The organism is Campylobacter sp. BCW_6464, from assembly GCF_001762775.1.
Lineage (GTDB): Bacteria > Campylobacterota > Campylobacteria > Campylobacterales > Campylobacteraceae > Campylobacter_D > Campylobacter_D jejuni.
In genome coordinates this window covers 1-2857 of sequence record NZ_MJXM01000089.1, presented here as the reverse complement: position 1 = coordinate 2857, position 2857 = coordinate 1, and the positions used below count along the sequence as shown (strand labels likewise).

General features: G+C 27.6%; 5 protein-coding genes. All 5 read right to left on the bottom strand.

Annotated elements, in window-relative coordinates; genetic code table 11:
- A partial coding sequence (locus AJ885_RS10875; protein ID WP_087720682.1) for a hypothetical protein occupies positions 1 to 238 on the bottom strand: 238 nt, incomplete at its 3' end.
- Positions 239 to 245: 7 nt separating this feature from the next.
- Entirely contained in the window at positions 246 to 1304 is a 1059-nt protein-coding gene (locus tag AJ885_RS10870) for a hypothetical protein (protein ID WP_251988567.1), read from the bottom strand.
- A gap of 131 nt (positions 1305 to 1435) precedes the next feature.
- The gene (locus AJ885_RS10865; RefSeq protein ID WP_251988566.1) at positions 1436 to 1876 is read right to left on the bottom strand and encodes a lipase family protein; all 441 of its coding nucleotides are present in this window, start codon (positions 1874 to 1876) and stop codon (positions 1436 to 1438) included.
- A gap of 38 nt (positions 1877 to 1914) precedes the next feature.
- The gene (locus AJ885_RS10860) at positions 1915 to 2241 is read right to left on the bottom strand and encodes a hypothetical protein (protein WP_070281268.1); all 327 of its coding nucleotides are present in this window, start codon (positions 2239 to 2241) and stop codon (positions 1915 to 1917) included.
- Positions 2242 to 2570: 329 nt separating this feature from the next.
- Complete coding sequence (locus AJ885_RS10855) at positions 2571 to 2801, bottom strand: hypothetical protein (RefSeq protein WP_002881838.1); 231 nt, start codon at positions 2799 to 2801, stop codon at positions 2571 to 2573.
- Positions 2802 to 2857: the final 56 nt, after the last annotated feature.

The following is a 2857-nucleotide window of genomic DNA, read 5'->3' as shown; positions in this document are numbered from 1 at the left end:
ATTCTCCAAAGTAAAAAGGATTATTAGGAAGTTCATTTGATCCTGTAAGGAGAGTGGAGTTTAGGAAGATATAAGCTTGATAGTTTTGAAGTTCTTCAAAAGTAAAATCTGTCGTTGCTTCTAATTTATAAAGTTCATCATAAATACTTTGACAATCAATGATGCTTTTATTTTCACAAAACAAATAAATACTTTTTTTATCTTTATGAATAGAATATAAAAAGTCTTTACCTATCATAATTTTCCTAAATAATACCTATTTTAGCTTTTCCATTAAAATACAAAGCTTGTGATATTTTACAAACTCCACCTAAATATTGCTCATCCCAAATTTGATCTTTTATTTTATAACTTTTTGAATTATATCCATATATTTTTGTTATATTATTAATATTTTTAAGACATTTCATATCTTTATAAACCACAATAAAAATTCTAAATTCCCCAATGGCAATTTTATGAGCTAAATTTTCTTGATTATTAATAAAGGAACAATCTTTTCTGTATTTATTAAAATCATTTTTATCAAGAATTAAAATGTATTTTTCTTTTTCTTGTGCCTTTAAAATAAAATCTATGATTTTTGTTTGACTAATGGTAGGAGTTTTATAACTTGTATAATAATTATCTCCAAGCTCTTCTAAAATACCATTTGTTTCTTGCATTATGGTGGCTATTAATGAAAGAAAATATTCAAAATGATTGATTTTTTCTGGAGAACTTCTAAAAAGTCCAAGAGGTCCATTTTTAAGAGCGAAATTTTTATTATTAATAGCATTATTTTTTAACACAAAAGTTTCTGTATAAATTTGAATATTTTTCATAAAATGATTAAGATACTCTATACACTCACTAAGGCTTTTATCTTTGACTTTGTTATAGTTAGCATCTAATTCTAAAAGATAGGAGTAGAAGTAAAGAGTTTGAGTTAGGGGGATTATGGAGTGCTCCCCTGTTACTCCAGAGCTTGTATTGATTGTATGAAGCAGTGTTGTATCGCTATATTGATTGTCTTGATGTAATCCTAGCTTAATCCCTAGTTTTGATATAGGAGAGCCGATATACCATTCATTTTTATATTCATTATTACTTGATTCACAATGAAAGATAGAATCTTGAATTGAGAGTTTGTATATATATCTTTCATCTCCTTTAAGTTCAAAATTTTGAGGTGTTCTCCTATCTTCTTTAAAATGTTGCCAATAATTATAAGCAAGTTGTCTATAATATGGTGCAATATCTGCTAAGATAGGAATGGCATTAATATCAAGTGTCATCATTGTTGTATGAGTAGAAAGACTCATTGTTATCCCATAGTATTGACTTTGTTTTTCTTGGATTATCTTGTGTAATATCTCTCGTATCTTACTTTCTAAGAAAATATTATCTTTGCCTAAATCTCTTGCTCTATTTGCTATATTTTCTATTTCTTCTTTTATAAATCTTTCTTGTTGTTCTTTATGTGAAATATAAAGAGTTTTACTATATAATCATAAGGAGGTGCTATCTTTCTAGCTCCAGGTGCATTATAAGTATATAAAGCTTTGATATTGTTTCTATTCCTATCATCACAGATACTTAAAGCAAAGAGTTGTGCAAGACAGCCTCCAAGAGAGTGTCCTGTAATAGTAAGAGAATCTTTTTCTTTGATTTGTGGATAATCTTTAATACAAGTTTCATAAAAGTTTAGCATATCATCATATTGGGCTTTAGGTATAGAGCCTATGGTTAAAGAAGCATCAGCTACAAACAAATCTTTAAAGGAACTCATTTCTGTTCCTCTAATGGCTAAAATATAATTGATATAGCCATATTCACTGGTATAGCCTTCTTCTTTTGTTTTACTATCAATTTGTTTTCTTTTTTCTCCAAACAAAGTAGCAGAAAAGCCTGAATTTGTATTAGGACAATGTTTTAATAAATCATAGCGAGAAAAGAATTGTTTGGCTTGGAGTTGGGAGAAGTCGCCACTAAATAACTCATCATCAAAGAAGCCATTTTTAGCTTTCCTGTTTTTTCATCTTTAAAATATTTGTATTCTATGTTGAGAATATCAATTAGGGCGGGGAATACAGATTGGGTTGTATCTTCTTTAATATCTCTAAAATATTTTAATCTTTTCCAATCCTTACTATTTTCCTCTGGCTTATAACTTTCATTAGCTAAATGAAAATATCCATAGGCTGCCCAAGGAAGTTCTGCATTGTCTCGTAATTTAGTGATTAATCCTTTATTGTCCATTTTTGCTCCTTTGTATTGAAGTACAAACTGCAATATTCTTCTATCTCTATCCACTCAATATTATAACTAGCCACAGATTCTTACTCTAAATTGTAACGTCTTGTATTCCAAGTATCAAGTAAATGTTATCTTTAGAGATAAGTTTTTTATTGCTATACAGAATAGCCATTATATCATATCTAGTCTTTTTTATTTCTCCTATATATGTTGCATATTCTCTAAAATTTTGCAAATAGAATTGCTATTCTTTACTTATTTTATAAGCTCTTCTATTCAGCTCCTCCCAATCTAATGTATCCAAACTTAATCCAAAATACCCTAGAATCTTATTATACTTTAGGAAGTTCATTTAACTTACACATATTCCTAAATTGCCAATAACTAGGCTCTAAATAATAAGAATAAGGAGTATAATAAAAGATAATTAAGCCTATACTTCCAAGAAAGACTAAAAACTTTGAAACGCTTTTTGTAGATTTAAAGATGATTTTATAAATAAATTTTAATATAAGATAAGAAAGAATAGTAGAAATTATAATAAGAAGTAATATATATGTCATGGGTTATCTCCTTAGATTCTCTATTTTATTAAAATTAAGATGTAATTTTGTGGTTT

What these genes read in the sequence shown, in the direction of transcription:
- AJ885_RS10870 (WP_251988567.1), bottom strand. Translation starts at nt 1,304, where the DNA reads ATGAGTCTTTCTACTCATACAACAATGATGACACTTGATATTAATGCC.
- AJ885_RS10860 (WP_070281268.1), bottom strand. Translation starts at nt 2,241, where the DNA reads ATGGACAATAAAGGATTAATCACTAAATTACGAGACAATGCAGAACTT.
- AJ885_RS10855 (WP_002881838.1), bottom strand. Translation starts at nt 2,801, where the DNA reads ATGACATATATATTACTTCTTATTATAATTTCTACTATTCTTTCTTAT.